General features: G+C 42.5%; 17 protein-coding genes. 7 read left to right on the top strand and 10 right to left on the bottom strand.

The features are described 5' to 3' along the window. Positions 1–6 precede the first annotated feature (6 nt). Complete coding sequence (locus tag EYS08_RS02905) at positions 7–3267, bottom strand: SusC/RagA family TonB-linked outer membrane protein (protein ID WP_131028356.1); 3261 nt, start codon at positions 3265–3267, stop codon at positions 7–9. Next, positions 3264–3791, bottom strand: a complete 528-nt coding sequence (locus tag EYS08_RS02900; RefSeq protein ID WP_165456350.1) for a TlpA family protein disulfide reductase — start codon at positions 3789–3791, stop codon at positions 3264–3266. The genes EYS08_RS02905 and EYS08_RS02900 overlap by 4 nt, the downstream gene beginning before the upstream one ends. Before the next feature lie 1132 nt (positions 3792–4923). Here EYS08_RS02900 and EYS08_RS02895 point away from each other — a divergent pair. The 3 genes from EYS08_RS02895 (at position 4924) to EYS08_RS02885 (ending at position 6919) form a co-directional block, all read left to right on the top strand. Then, positions 4924–5463, top strand: coding sequence for a helix-turn-helix domain-containing protein (locus EYS08_RS02895; protein WP_131028354.1), 540 nt, complete (start codon positions 4924–4926; stop codon positions 5461–5463). A 444-nt stretch (positions 5464–5907) separates the two neighbouring features. After that, positions 5908–6111, top strand: coding sequence for a hypothetical protein (locus EYS08_RS02890; RefSeq protein ID WP_131028353.1), 204 nt, complete (start codon positions 5908–5910; stop codon positions 6109–6111). Between the two features lie 76 nt (positions 6112–6187). Beyond that, entirely contained in the window at positions 6188–6919 is a 732-nt protein-coding gene (locus EYS08_RS02885; RefSeq protein ID WP_131028352.1) for a LytR/AlgR family response regulator transcription factor, read from the top strand. Between the two features lie 5 nt (positions 6920–6924). Here EYS08_RS02885 and EYS08_RS25620 read toward each other — a convergent pair whose 3' ends face one another. Then, positions 6925–7065 (bottom strand): hypothetical protein, encoded by a 141-nt coding sequence (locus tag EYS08_RS25620; protein ID WP_165456349.1) that lies wholly within the window; start codon positions 7063–7065, stop codon positions 6925–6927. Positions 7066–7163: 98 nt separating this feature from the next. Here EYS08_RS25620 and EYS08_RS02880 point away from each other — a divergent pair, with 98 nt between their 5' ends. The 3 genes from EYS08_RS02880 (at position 7164) to EYS08_RS02870 (ending at position 9574) form a co-directional block, all read left to right on the top strand. Further along, positions 7164–8243 (top strand): sensor histidine kinase, encoded by a 1080-nt coding sequence (locus EYS08_RS02880; RefSeq protein WP_131028351.1) that lies wholly within the window; start codon positions 7164–7166, stop codon positions 8241–8243. A 122-nt stretch (positions 8244–8365) separates the two neighbouring features. Then, complete coding sequence (locus tag EYS08_RS02875; protein WP_131028350.1) at positions 8366–8650, top strand: hypothetical protein; 285 nt, start codon at positions 8366–8368, stop codon at positions 8648–8650. 474 nt (positions 8651–9124) lie between these two features. Next, a complete protein-coding gene (locus EYS08_RS02870; protein WP_131028349.1) occupies positions 9125–9574 on the top strand; it encodes a GIY-YIG nuclease family protein in 450 nt (149 codons plus the stop codon). Positions 9575–9750: 176 nt separating this feature from the next. On the opposite strand, the gene EYS08_RS02865 is transcribed toward EYS08_RS02870, so the two are convergent. The 7 genes from EYS08_RS02865 to EYS08_RS02835 form a co-directional block, all read right to left on the bottom strand. Then, positions 9751–10398 carry a response regulator transcription factor gene (locus EYS08_RS02865; protein ID WP_208745775.1) on the bottom strand — a complete coding sequence of 216 codons (648 nt, stop codon included), beginning with the start codon at positions 10396–10398 and terminating at the stop codon, positions 9751–9753. Further along, entirely contained in the window at positions 10388–11167 is a 780-nt protein-coding gene (locus tag EYS08_RS02860; protein WP_131028347.1) for a sensor histidine kinase, read from the bottom strand. Before EYS08_RS02860 ends, EYS08_RS02865 begins: the two co-directional genes overlap by 11 nt. Next, the gene (locus tag EYS08_RS02855) at positions 11137–11634 is read right to left on the bottom strand and encodes a hypothetical protein (protein ID WP_131028346.1); all 498 of its coding nucleotides are present in this window, start codon (positions 11632–11634) and stop codon (positions 11137–11139) included. Before EYS08_RS02855 ends, EYS08_RS02860 begins: the two co-directional genes overlap by 31 nt. Positions 11635–11792: 158 nt before the next feature. Continuing rightward, positions 11793–12401, bottom strand: a complete 609-nt coding sequence (locus EYS08_RS02850; RefSeq protein WP_131028345.1) for a hypothetical protein — start codon at positions 12399–12401, stop codon at positions 11793–11795. 134 nt (positions 12402–12535) lie between these two features. After that, the gene (locus EYS08_RS02845; protein ID WP_131028344.1) at positions 12536–13468 is read right to left on the bottom strand and encodes a hypothetical protein; all 933 of its coding nucleotides are present in this window, start codon (positions 13466–13468) and stop codon (positions 12536–12538) included. 7 nt (positions 13469–13475) lie between these two features. Further along, complete coding sequence (locus EYS08_RS02840; RefSeq protein ID WP_131028343.1) at positions 13476–13835, bottom strand: hypothetical protein; 360 nt, start codon at positions 13833–13835, stop codon at positions 13476–13478. Positions 13836–13914: 79 nt separating this feature from the next. Continuing rightward, positions 13915–14478, bottom strand: coding sequence for a hypothetical protein (locus EYS08_RS02835; protein WP_131028342.1), 564 nt, complete (start codon positions 14476–14478; stop codon positions 13915–13917). Positions 14479–15049: 571 nt separating this feature from the next. Between EYS08_RS02835 and EYS08_RS02830 the strand changes: the two genes are divergently transcribed. Beyond that, on the top strand, positions 15050–15421 hold the full coding sequence (locus EYS08_RS02830; protein ID WP_131028341.1) for a hypothetical protein: 372 nt from the start codon (positions 15050–15052) through the stop codon (positions 15419–15421). The last annotated feature ends 14 nt before the right edge of the window (positions 15422–15435 follow it).

The following is a 15435-nucleotide window of genomic DNA, read 5'->3' as shown; positions in this document are numbered from 1 at the left end:
TTAATTTTAGAATGTAGCCTTCAGGCCAAAACTGAATGTTCCGGGCGGAGTCAGGGCATAAGGATAATCCGGATCGATCCCATCTTTATTGGCACTCCAGAGCACCCCCAGATTGGAGGCATTGAGGGTCAGCTTCAGCCCCTTAAAGGGCAGGCGCTTAAAACGCTGCTGCCGAAGCTCATAACTAAGCGAAACATACTGCAGGCGGACATGGTCCCCCTTCCTGACCAATGCCGCTGAACCCGCGTACAGCGCATCCCGTCCGGCATTGGCCGGATAGATGAGTGAGGGCACCTGGGTCCGCAGCTCATCACCAAGTACCTGCCAGCGGTCTGCATAATCACTGTGCTGTACCCCTGCAGAGAAAAGGCTGCTGTAATCAATGGAATTCTTCCTGAAATAATACCCGAGCTTATAGATCAGATTGACCGAAAACTCAAAATCCCCATAAACTACCGTATTGCCAAAGGCGCCAGAATAAACAGGCGTTGAAGGGCCATTGTAGACTAGATCTGCTACCTGTGTCCCCGTGCCAGTAATCGCCGCATAATCTTTGCTCACCGCACCGCCCAGATAACCCTGAGGATCTCCCGTAGCAGGATCAAGCCCTGCCCAGCGGTAACTAAAGATTGAATAAACAGGATAACCTGGAACCGGGGTAACCAGGTTCCCCTGATTGATATAAACTGAACCCTGATAGGTACTCAAGTAATAATCCTTGACCCTGTTCAGGTTATAACTGAAGAGCAGTGAACTCGTCCACCTGACCACTCCTTTGATATTTAACGTTCTCAATGTCAGTTCAGCGCCCCTACCCTTCATACTGGCCACATTCTTACGCACCGTCGCTACCTTTAGTCCCGCAGTCGGATCTACCAGCGCATCCCCCAACAGGTCACTCCCTCTTTTTTCATAATATTCAAGGCTTCCCGATATCCTGTCGCCCCGGAGGGCAAAGTCAATACCGATGTTGGCCATCTGTGTCTTCTCCCATCTCAGTTCCGGATTCGCAAACTTGTTGATCAGCGCCTGCGTAAAACCTGTCTGTGAATTGGGCGCTGAAGAATAGCTCATCACCGTAAGTGCCGACATCGAATTGTCGAGATTCCCGCTCGAACCATAGGTCATCCGAAGTTTGAGATAGGGAAACAGCTCAGAACGAAAAAAGTCCTCTTTTGATACTTCCCAGGCAGCACCTGCCGACCAGAAAGGCCTACCCCGCTGGTTGGTCCTCACCCCAAAAAGATTGGACTGATCCTTTCGGACACTCCCGGAAAGACTGTACTTTCCCCTAAAGCTGTAAGCCGCATTTGCGAAGTACGAAAGCGAACGGTTGTCCGTACCGTTAAAAGTATTGGCATTGCCGACCGTTCCCATCCCCCCGTAAAATAAAGGATAACGGTTCACCGGATCAATCAGACCGGTGACCACACCCAGATCATCATTGTAACCATAACTCCGGTATGAAGCTCCCTCCACACTGTTCCTTCCGGCCTCCATTCCAATCAGGCCGGTCAGGCTGTGGTCTCCCCACGATCTGTCCAGGTTGACCTGTGCCCTAAAATTGTGGGCATTCAGCACAGACCTGTTCAGATCCAGGATCCCTCCCCTCGGTACGATATATTTTAACGCTCCCGTGGCGGGGTTGATCTGGGTAAACTGGTTGATCAGGTCCCTTGCAAAGAAACTGCCCTCCCCATACAGATTTTTCCCGTCCAGGTTCTGCCTTTCAAACTGATAACGCAGCCCGGCCTTTAGCCAGGAAAACACTTTATACTCCAGGTTTACATTTGCCACCAGATCCAGGGTCTTCTGCCCGTTTTCTACATGCTGATAATCCTCCAGCGGATAATACCGCCAGTCCAAAAGTTTACCTCCCCCTGCCGTGGCCACATAACTTTCCCTATAGATTCTGGGAATAGTAAGCGGGTTACCCGCATCATCCGCCAGCCTGGCATAAGGATAGAGTGCCTGGGAAGGCGCGGGCCTGATCGCAGCGTAATCCGGTCTGCCGGAAGCACCACTGCCCACCGTGAAAACCAGTCCTGTCGAAAGCGAAAGCTTATCTGTCAGATCAAAGCTATTCTGTGCACGCAGGGAAAAACGGTCATTTTTGACGCTCAGATGATTTTCTCCCCTGTCATACCCAGCCGAATAATAATAAAGCATCCGCTCAGCCCCACCATTGATATTAAGGGCATACTGCTGCGCAAAACCCGTTTTATACAGGTACCTGCCAATATCCCTTCTCACATCATTGTTCTTTAAGGCCGCAATCTGCCTGTCGATCTCCGCCTGCCCAGCTTCTCCCAATGTACTCCGTTTAGCCAGAAGCTCCACTACAGGCGACACCACCGGATAAGTAAAGGTATTGTCCAGGGTAGACTGGTAAAACCCCTTACCAAAAAGAAAGCTTTCCAGATCGATATAATCCGCCGAAGAGATAAAATCCCTGCTTTTATATATATCCGGTCGCTGCGTGAAACTAACGTTGTTGTTCAGCGAAATGGACAAGGGCTGTCCACGCCGGCCTTTTTTAGAAGTGATCACAACCACCCCGTTGCCAGCCCTCGCGCCCCAGATCGAAGAAGCCGCAGCATCCTTTAAGATCGTAATACTCTCAATGTCATTGGGATTGATATTATTGATATCCCCCGCATATGGAAAATTGTCCAAAACAATCAACGGAGACTTGGGCGCATTGATACTGCTCAGCCCCCTCACCATAAGCCCCGGGCGCTGACCATCCCGATCAAAGGACACACCTGCAGCCGTCCCCTCCAGCCTGTTAAGAATATTAGGACCGAACAGGGCATTGAGCCTCTTATTGTCCACCAGCTCAAAAGAACCCGTCAGCCGCTCCCTTGGCCTGCTCTCATAACCCGTTGAAATGTTCACCGACCCTAGATCGGTAGCATCCTCTTCCAGCGAAACGAGCAGCTTCTGGTCAGCACTGAGATCAAAAGGAACAGACCGGGCCTTAAAACCCAGATGAGAAACCTTCAGTTCCCCCCTCACTATACTCGCAGAAAGTAAAAGCATAAAATTCCCCTCGCCGTCCGTACCGGTCTTCCTTCCCCCTGCCTCAACTACAGCACCAACAATGGGACTGCCCTGCCCCACAGCAAGCACCCTTCCCCAGACAACTTTACCAGCCCTTTCCTGAGCAGTCAGAGAAACATGCAAACCAAGAAAAAATACTATACACCATAAAAACCGCAGATGGCACCACCAGAACCCATCGACAACCAAACCGCCCCGCCTCATTTCTGCTCGGATTTAACACGCACCGAAAAATCATCCTTTAACGGAAAGTCGATCGGCGCACCGCGAAGAATGGCCTCTATATGGGGCAAGGTTGCCCCATTTACCCCCGTAATCGCCCTCACCACACCATCCCTATCAATAAATACCTGATGGGAAATGCTCTTATGAGGGAACCGCATATTCAACAGACTATCATTCAGGACAAAAGGCAGCTTAACCCCTCTCCCATAATCACTGTTTTTCATAAAGGCACCTAAAATCGCCTCCGTGTTTTTCGTCACCAGCACCACCTGTACCCGGTCACCAAACCTTCTCCCGATCGAATCCAGTTCAGGCAGCGAACGGATACACGGACCGCACCAGGTACTCCAGAAATCAAGTATCAAAAGTTTACCCCTGTAACCGGCAAGACTTTCAGCAGCAACCACCCCACCCCTGGAAACAGTATGCACCGCATTCCATACACTGTCAGGAATCCTGTCCCCAATACGCAGCACACCAGGAGCCCTGTCCTGACCATGCACAAAAAAAGCAGAAAAAATACAAAAGACGCCCGCCAATGAAAAGCGTAAGCAGAAAGAATATAAAGAATACAGGCTGCACCCGCCCGGCCCAGACACGGACAGCCTTAAAGGCAACTTAAAATCCGGCAAGCCACCACCCTTAAAAAAAAGACATGGCACAGCCCATACGATCGGTTTTATCGTTTTTAACATAAATCTGTTTGGTTTAGTTGATAAAAAGAAAGGAAGAAAAAAGAAAGCAAGGACAGGCCATTATCAAAGAACCTATTTCAAATCATTAACCATCAAGGCCAGCCTGTCCAATGCACAAAACCCTATACCGGATTCTTCGGCTTCAACGCATAAAGCCGGTCAAAAGGATAACAGTTTAAAACAGATGGATTCATAACTTCTAAAAAAATTAACCGCAGCCTGCCCATAAAAACACCGCCGCCAAAAAACCACAAACATCCAGATTTTGAAATTGATGCAAAAAACTATAATTTTAGGGAATCGCTAAAAACCATAAAACCGGAAATCTGACACCCTTTCGGCTTTGGACACTTATTGGAACAAACAAGGTTCAACTGTAGACAGGAACGGCAGCACCGTGAACAGCTTTTCCGCTTTTCAGGCACCCTCTTCTTGTGCAACTAAAACCTTACCGATAATAGCACACACTTATTCTGGTGTACAGAATACGTTCTTTATCAACAACTGTTTGGCAAACCGGATGTAGCTACGGTACAGGCACGGGATTTTTGCGGTTAATGTTTTCGTCTCCATAATGGATTTATAACTGGTTATAAACGAAATCATCTCACAAAGCAATGAAGATCCATTGAGAAACTCAATAGGGCGAACCTCAATGCTTTTGAAACTGGTACCGTCAAGAACCTCCTAGACAAAGCCTAGGTCCCACAAAAGACTAACATGAGATTCGCCCTATTGAATAATATATCAAAGATAGAAATATCCAATAGAAATGGCGAACTCACGATCGGCTCATGTGGAAATTGACGGTTTCGTTCATGAGTGACATCGTATAGTGTAAAATCTACACCTATTATCGTCGCTTTAAATTACTGATAACAAACATAATAAATAAAATCGAAATATCAAAATAAGATATCACGATTAAAAAAATAAATATATGGATGAGAATGAGCGTTTTAGACATATCATTAAAAATTATAGAATTTCCTTCAATCTAACCCAAGAGATTGTTGAAGAATTATCCAAATTAAAAAAATTAAAATACTCTAGAATAGAGTCCGGGAAGCAAAACGCTGACATACAGGATTCCAAAGATATAGCCAAAATATATGGCCTCGAAAACTATGAGATATTAAACCCTAACCATAAAATACCCTTAAAAAGCAATCTGCCAAAATCTACGCAGCTAGCAATCAAAAAACTTGAACAATTTGGTGTAAATCCAAAACCTCATCTACGGAAAATTGATTTGGGGAAATATTTGGACGAACTGATTATGAAAGGTTTATTGGATCAACCAATGTCAGCGAAAGCACTTCTCGGAGCAATGCCAACTGTAGTACAGAATGAGGTGATGGAATCGCGAAAGATTACCGATTTATTAAATAGACGACCAAGAAATGAGCACATTGCGAAGGTTGGGAAGAATGGGAAGGAATACCTTTTTCAACTTAAAACTAAAATAAGCAATAAATAAATTTCTTAAATAATAATACTTCTTTCTCAAATAAACCGGGAGATTAAGCCCAGTCCATTTCGCAACTTGTAATCCATAATGTTAGGTAAGATCAAATTAAAATCTTCCCTTAAATCCTATTTATGCATACAATTTGGCTAATGTACTTCTCGCTATAAGAGATGGCTATTTGAACGTAAACTTTCCAAAAATAGCTAAATAATATCACACACTATGTGTAGTTATATCACACATCCCTACACCATTTACTAAAATACAAATGAAAAAATTTGTAAATGGCAATTCACATCGGCAAGGAGATAAGGAAGCAAGCAGATAAACATAAGATTGGCGCAACAGAATTGGGAAAACTACTTAACAAATCCCGTGAAACTGTTTATGACATCTTTGAGCGTGAATCTGTGGATACCGAATTATTACTTGTGTGCTGTAGGGTTCTAAATCATGATTTTTTCAATTACTATTATTCAGAAGAACCCCCTTGCCACTTTCAGAAAAGCGGAAGTGGATAATTGGATAGAGCAAATTAAAACGCTTACAGAGCGACTGACTATTGAACAGAACCACAGCATCATCAAAGACGAATTGATTGCCAATCAGCGAGAAAACATTAGGCATTTGAAAAAAGAACAACTGAATAACAAATGATCAGATAGCTTTCCAAACATGATTTGGCTGACTACTATCATTTGCTTGATATACATGCTACCAAATAAACCGTTTTATGGAAAACTACACATGCGCCATCATTGATGATGAGGACTATGCAATCTCTACCCTTACCGAACACATTAACCAGATACCGGAGCTAAAACTGGTCAAAAGCTTCACAGATCCCTTGCAGGCACTTGCTGGCATCAGCCCCACCGACAATATCGACATCCTCTTTATAGATGTTGACATGCCAAACATTTCCGGTATCGAGCTTGCCGCCAAGCTAAAGGATAAAATAAAACTAACCGTCTTCACCACAGCATATTCCCAGTACGCCATTGATGCATTTGGCATCCACGCCGATGATTACCTAGTAAAACCCATCGGAAAAATAAAATTTATCGATTCTATACGTCATCTCATCGATAAAAGGCTAGTAAAATCAATCTACCATGAAAAGGATATCCTATTTATCAAAACCGCGGAGAAAAACAGAACCTTAAAGCTGTATATATCAGATCTTCTCTTTATAGAAGCATCAAAAAACTACGTCAGACTGAACATGGCCGACCAGAAGCACGACATGAAGATTACCATGGGAAGGATCGAGAGAGAACTGGCCAATACCAAACTGGTAAGGGTACATCGGTCGTTTATTCTGAACCTGGACAAGATCGAACAGATCCTAGGGAACAGCGTAAGGATAACAGGCAACAATATTATACCTATCGGCAAAGAATATAAGGAAACTGTAATGAATTATGCTGAAAAAAAACTGATAAGATCCGGCCGGAGTTCTTGATCAGATTATGCCCCAGTCCTGATGGTCTCTGTGGCAATAATGATTACACTGGTTTCGGTAGGGTCCGTAGAGGATGCTCCCTTACCCTTTTGCGACCTGAAAACGAATACTGTTTTTTTGGTCAGCCTTAACGGTTTCTGTTTCATTTTTGCATAGATTTTTGAATGAAACTAGCGCCATAAAACAGGTCAAAAAAAAATAGTACACCAAAATTCAATATGCGTACACCAATCTTCAAAACGAGATGACCAAGAAAATTCTTCAATGGGCAAAATGCTACCGGATCCACCTAATCGGATGGTCGTTATACATCATCAGTGAGATCCTTCTCATCGGCTTCGCTGTAGGAAGGTTTGGCAGTCCGGTGGGATATTTGCTACACTACACCCTCAATATCATCTTATTCTATTCCAACACAGCACTACTCCGGCAGAACGCCGTAAAGGCCAGTGATTATAGATGGCTTATACTGACCCTTACAATGGTAGGCGAGATCTTACTGTTCCTAGGGCTAAAAATCTTGATCGACGTGCTTATCAAATGGCCGGACGACTGGGTAAAAACATACATTGACTATCTGACTATACCAAACCTCCTCCAGACCCTCTGGAGGGCACTGTTATTTATCGGACTGTCATGTTTCTACTTTATGTTTCTACGCTACGAAGAGGAAAGGAGAAAAAAAGAACTGGCAGAGCGCCAGAAATACGAAAACTATATACACACCAAAGAACTGGAAGTTACCCTTCATGAGACGACTAATGCCTACCTGAAAGCCCAGATCAATCCACACCTGATATTCAACATCCTCGGATTTATCCATGACAGCGTACTGCGGACAGATGAAAAAACCGCACAGGCTGTCATCGACTTATCTGAGCTGATGCGCTTCGCCATTAATTCCAGGGACGGCGAAGCGGAACCAACACTATCAGGGGAAATCCAACAGGTCGAAACACTGATCAGGCTTTATCGGCTGAGATTTAAAGAAAGGCTTTTCGTTGAATTTATTTATCCATCTGAAGCAAAAGAAATCAGGTTTATCCCCCTTGTCCTGCTTACCCTGGTGGAGAACCTTTTTAAACACGGCGATATACATGATGCGCAAGATCCTGCTAAAATTAATATATCCCTCAGCAATGCAGGGCTCAGGATCTCAACCAATAACAAAATTAAAACAGGTTTTAAAGCCGCAGGCTTTCACAAGGGATTGGAAAACATTGAAAAAAGGTTGAAGCTCAGCTATGGAGATCATGCCAAACTCGAATTTACCGCGGGTGATGACAAGCATTTCTCGGTGATGGTCTGCTCTAATAAAAATTAAAACCCTCTCGATCATATCTTAAGCATTCTTACAATATCATTAGCCACCTATGGTTGTACACCACCAAAATATTCACATATAATACTAAAAAATAACTATTTTTAAAAACAACGTATCTCGAAATGGAAATATCTAAAGAATTTATCGAAAAACTAGGCTGGTCGCTCTATCCAAATTATTATGATCTTCCTAAAGATTTTTATCATAAAGAACCTTACCCCTTTATACTTTGGTGGGATGAGCGTTATAAAGCATTTTTCGTGGTTTATAAAGACGAACTAACCAATAGTATTACAATTAACGGAAGAGACCCTATTCAAACCGTAGAGGAGTATGACAAATTTTTGATTCCGGTCCTGAAAGCACTCAAGGATGGTGAAACAAATCCAACCAAAGAACCGGAGTAGAAAAAACATGGAAGGCATTTCTATTATGAAAGGCAAGGAAATGGACCCAATTAAATAATTCTCAATAAACAAAAAATATGGCCATGTCCGAGAAATTCTGGATGATTGGAGAAAGCAATTCTGATACTACTTATTATTATAAAGGTTATTATGAAAATGGAAGACCTGTTTTCAGCATGGCTATTAGTGAATCGCTACACATAGCTTCGTTTGAAAATGCAAGAGAACTTTTCAATTTCCTTAACAAGAAATTTCCCTGCGAAATATGGCTAGTTGAGAATAACAACGTCACAAAAGTCCTTTGATTTCAGCAGGGGAAACAATTTCATAAGCCACATGACTCACATAATTTAACACCTTAGAGATTATTTCAGCATCAAAGCGTTACAAATACTTGAGAGCTGGTATAAGAGATGATGTTCAATAAAAAAGAATTTACCTCTTCGAAGACCCTTGTGGATAAAAGATATTAAAATGGAAGAAAAACTCAACATCACTCATGAGAACCTCATCAGTAACGAAGATTTTATAGAGTTTTTAGATAAAAGAATGCTTGGCAACATTGGGGAAGGCCCATGGAAATCGCTAACTATCTGCCATGGAGAAGAATGTTTTGAACATTATGGAGTTACTACATACCAACAGATCAGAAAGAAATTTGAGTCTGTAAAAAACCTTGCGGGCGTATATGCTTATTTTATTAAAAATCAAAAAACGGAATGTATATATATTGGGGTGAGCAAAAATTTAAGCGAAAGAATATATCAACATTTATTAGAGTCCTGTAATGCCTGGGGGCACCCCAGATATAAAGAAGCTTTTAAAAACTACCGTGGCGAGGTTGATTTCTATTATTTACCACTTGGCGACCAACCAAAGATGGCGATTACCTCAGAAGTATTGTTGAGAAAATTTTGCAGGTGAAATACAGGCCTATATTGCATTCAATAAAATTATAGTGAGGATCAAATAAATAAATGTTCGGCGTAGTCTTAAAAGCTAAGGAAAATAAGTCCTAATAAAACATGGTATTGGTGAAGAAGTAAAACCTGCACTTAAACTTCCCATCTAAGTGAAATGCCCATCGGCTTACAGTATGATTAGGTCTTTTTCAACTGAACGATATTTCGTCTGATGGCCTCGAGCGCCATACCGACACGGCTTTGGACCTGGAGCTTTTCAAATAATTTTTCGCGGTAACCATCAATGGTACGCTCACTGAGGAACATTTTAGCAGCAATTTCCTTATAAGTCATATCACTGCAGGCCAGCTCCAAAAAAGCAGTCTCCCGTTCACTAAAGATCTCTTTTTTCTCTTCCTTATAACTGATCAAGGCCCTTAGTTTATGATGACTGATATCACCGCTAAATTCACCGTTCTTATTTATTGCAACTAAAGCAGTTTCAAAAACATTTGGATGGGTGTCTTTCAGCAGATAGGAACAGCACCCGGCACGGAGCATTTCAATTATTGCCTGGTCAGTATTGTTCATCGAGAGCGCGACAAGCTTCGTTACAGGATGGTTTTCCCTCATCCACTTTGCTGTCGCAATACCGTCCATTACCGGCATATTTACATCGATGAGCATCATGTCCGGCGAATTTTCAAGGCCCTTCATTTTTCGCTTCAAGTCTTCTCCATTTGTTGCCTTAACGCAAATATTGTATTCCTTGAAACTCTCCAGCATAAGTGCCAGCGATTCCAAAAAAATCAAATGGTCGTCGACCAATCCTATATTAACTTTCATCTGGGATGTCATTTAGTGGTAATTCCATATTAACCTGGGTGCCTTGTCCAGTATTAATCCATTCTATTTTTCCTTTGAGCAGGAGACTCCTTTGCCGCATATTACTCATTCCCAATCCTGCTTCTTCCGGTTCAGTGAAACCTGGACCATCATCACTGATTTTGATGTGAAGGGCATCTTGGTTATCAGCGGTGAGGATATGGATGGATAAGTATTTTGGTTTAGCATGGCGGATGGCATTTTGTATGGCTTCCTGTATGATCCTAAAGAGTATGATCTGCCGATCAGGGGCCATCAGTATTCTCGAAGGGTGAATAAAACTGATTTCAAATGCTGCGGTTGATCCAAGCCGCTGGCATTCGGCCTTTAGGTTTGTCAAAAGATCAAAGCGTTCAAGCCATTCCCTGTCCAAAGATCTGGCAAGTGACCGAAGTTCGGATATAGCATCTGCAATTGTTTCATTCGCAGCATTTAATAATGGAACGGTTTGGGGAAATGCCCTTTCTGCCAAACCAATATGCATTTTTGCACTGCTCAACAACTGCCCGATATTATCATGCAGTTCCTTGGACATTGCGGCAAAAGTAATTTCCTGGACTTCTATCCGCGACTGTAGCAGCTGACCGGAAAACTCCTCTTCCATAGCCCGTTTTTCAAGCAAAAACCTGGACTGTTTATCCTTATAATTGATGATTGCGAAAATAATGCCTCCGGAAAGCACCAGAATAATCATTGATATTATGATAATGGCTGAATAGATTTCTTCCATCTGTATTGAGATAAACCGATCAGCAAAAGGATATACAATCCGTAATTGCCAATGGAGTTGATTATTGAAAAATTAACCCTGGTACTTATTTTCATTGATTTTACGGCCATCATCGAGTTGTATATTGCATTAAAGGGAAGCGTACCAATAAAATACACAAAGAAGGCCAGTGCAATCCAGAAGGACGACCGTCGAAAAATGCTCCGTTCATCAATGGGTTCAATGGACCACATAGTTGTCAGGCACCAGGTAATTACCAACAGGCCTTCAATACTGTTGCTGATGCTCGGCAACTTTAAAACGTCCTGCAGGTTTAGGGTGATCAATACCGAAATGGCCGCAAAAACCGGTATCGATATCTGCATAGCCTTTTTAACCGGGTGATAAGGTATACAGTCATAAAGGATCAGGGTTATAAAAGTGTATTCGCAGATATTGAAAAAATGGTAAAAAATGTAGTAGTTCATTTTTTTATAGATGCATATTTCTACCATTATCTCCGTTATAACGGAAATAAGCAGCAACAGGGCCAGCAGCCTGACCCTGTAAAACTTTATATAAAACAGACTTCTAATAAAGCAGGCCAGCATCAGCAGGTAATAAATGTACTGTAAGCGGAACATGCCTAGAACTTCTCTACCTGAAAATCATGAAGGTCGGAAATAAACGCTGAAAAGCTTTTGTTCTGGAACGACCATTCAGGTTTGGAGATAAACGCATTGAGCGATTTAACAGGTTCACCATGTAAGGTTGCTCCTTCATTTCCTTTTTCCTCAACAGGTGGTGGCAAATCTTCTCTCTGCATGGTCAGGGTCTGATCTTCGGCAGTGGAATCGGTTTCCATCTGTTGGGCGATACTTTCCAGTATTTCACGCTTGATGGTACTCCCGTCTGCTTTTACCCCTTGCAGGGAGAGGCTGGCCTTACCCGAACTCTCATCAGGGATTGCCATATAAAACCGGATGTATTCGCAATCTTCCTGAGAAAGAATTCTAAAGATTGAGGCTTTACTGAATTCCACCCAAAGTACATCCTTAAAAGGATTTTTGGGGTCCGGGTTTTGCACCTGGTCTTTGAAGCGCCTGATCATGTTAAGGAAAGCTTCAGGTGTCACAGGCATTCCGTAATGTTTGCCTGTACTTACATCGGAAAAAGGCTGTTCGCGGGTGATCTCAACTTCGTTTTGAGCACTGTCATAGCCGTGAACCTTCATGGTTTTGTTTTTCTTTGCCATAATAATTTGATTTAGATGATTTATTGTCAGAGCGTGTTTATTAATGGTTCTCGCGTAAGTAATTTTAGGTCAATTGCTTGTGAGTTAAATTAACAAATTTAAACGAGGATCTGACAATTTATTTTGCTGGATTTTTATTGATTTTTCGCTACATTCCTTGACAAACCGACCTTAAAGCCCAATAAAGAAATAATGTTATTGACGCCTGATAAATCTTTACCTACTGACCCCACTAAAACTATATTTTCGTTGATCGCATAGTTGACTGCGAAGGCCAGACGGTCATAGTGTTTGCCTCCGGTTTCCCTTCTATTCACATACTCGGCAGAAAGATCCCATTTCGCTTTCGCAAACTTTAAGCCCGCACCAAAATCCATAGCCGAACTGTCCTGGCTCGAAGTATGGTTTTTCCACGAGTAGCTTGCCAGCCCAACAAGGCCAACCGGAAACTTTGCAGGCTGCCATTTGATATTTAACCATGTGCCCGATTTATCAAAGTTCAGATTCTTAAGGTAACCTTCAGTCGACTTGCCAAGTACGGCGGCGGCAAATTCTACAACAAAGAGCCCTTGCTGCGACGCCTCTTCCAGCGCCTCGTTTGCTTTGGTAATAGAATCCTGATTTATTGTGGTTCCCTGACTCAATAGTGACAAGAGATCTCCAGCTTTCTTTTGGATATTTTGGTGGCCACGCTTACTATAAAGTTTCAGCAACTGAGCACGTATACCAGGGGCAAAGCCAAAGGTGTTTTTTTCTTTATAAGTAGCTACTGAAAAAGTGAATGTCTGCAAAAACGGAAATTTTTCATCAATAAAATCATTATAGGTATAATTGGGTTTATTGCTTAGCCAATACGGCGAAACTTCAATTGCTCCGCCTTCGGCCAGAGTCATCAGGCTTGCGCTGAATGCCCTTGGCGTAGAAGGTTTACTGACCATTGTGGGTGCTTTATCCCCAAGGATTAGTCCTGGGGCGTCGGGAATGATGAGGTCATTCATTTTGACCTGCACCTGCGCGTTTGCGTAAAATGCCATGCAGGTGAGTGTAAATATGAGTAGCTTTTTCATGTGATTGCTATTTAAACTTATAAGTAGCGGTAATGGAGCAGATGTCCCCGCTATTTGATACAGTATCTGTGGTAACGATCTGACCGGGCGAACCGCCTGAAAAATAATCGGTAACGATGATGTTATTGGTACCCGGGTTAATGTCAAGTACATTGGTGATTATTTCTAAAGTTCTTCCACGAAGACTATCGGCCTCGCCAAGGGCCAAATTATTCACATCTCCTTTGTGGAAGATCTGGTCTGAATCGGTAAATTTTACCTGGTTTCCGCCAAATTGCGCATTGCCTATTGCTATTGACAAACTGATCTGACCCATTTCGGCCAGTTGAATTTCGACTAGCGGATTAGTTTTTTTCTGAACTTTCATGTTGTTTTAGTTTAGTGTTTGATTTTTAGATTGATTTATTTTTTCTTTAAGCAATTGTATCCGTTTTGTTCGCGGGGATCTATTTTGTGACAGGGCGGTTTTCGGTGACTTTTAACAGTGCGTATGCACCGGAACTAATACCAAGAAGCATAAGCGTTTTGGCGGGAAAAAGAAAAAGCTTTTCATCGCTGATCACTACCGATATAAAATAGCAGCCGTAAATGATGTTGAAAATAAAGGTCTGCAGCCTAGTGGTGCTGATCCCGTCTTTATCTGAAAGGATATCTAAAAAGAAATTTTCGGTTTTCGAATTGTCCTGGATGCGTGCAATCTTTGGATCCTGACTCTGTAAAGAGTCGATTGTGGCTGCTGTTGCTGTAGTGCCAGCGGCGATTCCAAGCAGGGCTAAAACACCTTCGTTGAGCTCAGGGACTTTGCCCAGAACGATACCCAAATAACATATAGAAAGCAGGATAAGCACCGTCCAGAAAAACAGCGTGGTCTTTGCAAGGCTGTAGGAGCGCTGGTCGCTGGCCAAGACGCTCATGTCTTTTAAGGCGTCTAGAAGCCGGCTATTAAGCGATAAAAAGAGGATGACGATTAATGCAAGCGCCACCGAAAAGGCAATTGAGCAAGAGTTCATTTTGATTGAATTAAGTTGTTTAAATTTTTAGTTGCCAGATTTTATTGGATTTCCCTATCTAAGGGCCCAAGGCCCTAGGCAGAACATTGTTTTTCATGACAATTATTTTTGCTTAATGTATGGATCAAATGTATCGGCTTACCGGCAGGCAGACTAGGGGGAATTTCCCGTATTTGTAATGTAAGTTTCCCCGTTTTTTCTAGAACTGCCTTATTGATCACCAGGAAGCAAGGAGATTTTTAGCGGGCTGAATAAAAGATTTCTGATTGCAAAAAAGCCTGAGCCGGTATTTTTTTTCCTGATGAAATCGCTTTGGTTTGGAGAGAATACAAAATTTAACTTTTCTACGGGAATACTAATGAGTGGCAAACTGCAGAAATTACAATATTGAGAAACTGCTGATCCCCGATAGGTTCTAATATCACATGGAAGATAGGAAGCGGAACATCCAAAATTTCCAATTAAAGCTATATTGGAGATGCGAAAGAGTAACTTACCATTGCTTTACGGTTTTCCATACTGAAAAAACAATCAATCTTTCTATTTTAGCCTAATTGAAGAAAAAATATAAATGGAGATCTCAAGAAATCTTTTTCCTGCATTACTCATCTGCGCAATTTTTGCATGTAACAGCAATACCCAAAAAACAACATTTGACAGCAAAAAGTGGTCTAAGAGGGATAGCATGGGATATGTTTTCCGTGACACAATGCTGAAGGATCTTATCAGTCATCAGAAAATCAAAGGGCTGACCAGGGACGAACTCATTGCCCTGCTTGGCAAACCCGAAAACTACAATGGCAGAGACAAGCAACTTTTCTATCCCATCATCCAGCACTATACTCCACCTGTCCGGGCAAAATGGTTTATCGTCCAGCTTGACGTAGACAATAAGGTCGATGAGTTTCAAATCGTGGACAGCAACAATATAAAAGGCCGTTGACTGACATAAACAAG

It is taken from the genome of Pedobacter kyonggii, from assembly GCF_004310665.1.
Lineage (GTDB): Bacteria > Bacteroidota > Bacteroidia > Sphingobacteriales > Sphingobacteriaceae > Pedobacter > Pedobacter kyonggii.
The sequence above is the reverse complement of the archived record's forward strand: the minus strand, read 5'-3'. Positions and strand labels throughout refer to the sequence as shown.